The organism is Pseudomonas sp. SBT1-2, from assembly GCF_028640875.1.
Lineage (GTDB): Bacteria > Pseudomonadota > Gammaproteobacteria > Pseudomonadales > Pseudomonadaceae > Aquipseudomonas > Aquipseudomonas chlororaphis_I.
This window is the reverse complement of sequence record NZ_JAQZAA010000003.1, coordinates 1-843: the sequence shown is the minus strand read 5'-3', so window position 1 is coordinate 843 and position 843 is coordinate 1. Positions and strand designations below refer to the sequence as shown.

The 843-nt window shown below is 61.6% G+C and carries 2 protein-coding genes; one reads left to right on the top strand and one right to left on the bottom strand.

Going from position 1 to position 843, the window contains the following annotated elements; genetic code table 11:
• Nucleotides 1-123, bottom strand: a 123-nt coding sequence (locus PVZ78_RS00110; RefSeq protein WP_273828064.1) for a PAAR domain-containing protein, incomplete at its 3' end; no start/stop codon positions are given.
• Nucleotides 124-545: 422 nt separating this feature from the next.
• Between PVZ78_RS00110 and PVZ78_RS00105 the strand changes: the two genes are divergently transcribed.
• Nucleotides 546-809, top strand: a complete 264-nt coding sequence (locus tag PVZ78_RS00105; protein ID WP_273828063.1) for a short-chain dehydrogenase — start codon at nucleotides 546-548, stop codon at nucleotides 807-809.
• The last annotated feature ends 34 nt before the right edge of the window (nucleotides 810-843 follow it).

Sequence of the window (843 nt, the reverse complement as noted above, 5' to 3'; positions counted from 1 at the left end):
CGGGCACCAGACCGGGTCGGCAATGCGGGCGACCCGTTGATCCACAACAAAGGTGGTGGCTGATCCGGCAATGACTTTGCCGCCGGTTGTGGTGGGGTCGCCTTCCCTGATGACAAAGGCCATGAGCTACGTTCTCCATGAGGAATTTGCCTCGAACGTAACAACGCCTATCAGGCGGCTGAATCAGGCGATCCTGAAAAGCTTGCCCCTCTGAAACCCGCGTAAAACAACGGGCAACGGACAGCGATTGGCCCTACACAACTTGCAGAAAGTGCTGACTTGTTTGCTGCCGAGCCCCCGCCCTATAGTCCTGGCTCGCCCATAAGGCGACCGGGTTTGGCGACCTGGCCATTCATCTACAAGCAGTCACGCTTGCAATCTTTGCCGTCGGGCCTTTATGTTCGCGGCGATCTTTTATGGCGGCTGCGCGCGGGAGATCTTCGGATCTGCCGATTTGTGGATGGTCGGTTCGCCAACCTGCGTGCAGCTGCCACCCTTTCGTTTGGCGACGACGGCAGCTCCTCTCATCCGCGAAGGAGTACCCCATGAACAAGCAATACATCCCCCTCACGGGCATCGACAGCCTCATCCCCTGCCTGCTGATCGACAAGAACCCCCCACTCGACGTCCTCCACGCCAACAGCACAGCGCGCCTGCTGGCCGTCACCCAAGTGCTGGAAAGCCTCGCCCGCCTCGACCTGAAAGACGCCGACAGCGCCGACCTGCAACACCTGGCCAACGCCAGCGCCATCCTGCTGCGCGACAGCTGCGACCTGCTCGACGTCATGGGCTGGCGCCTGCAGGCCTGACACCGCACACCTGTAGCCGCTGCCGCAGGCTGCG

Coding starts and splice junctions, on each gene's coding strand:
- PVZ78_RS00105 (WP_273828063.1), top strand. CDS start 546: ATGAACAAGCAATACATCCCCCTCACGGGCATCGACAGCCTCATCCCC.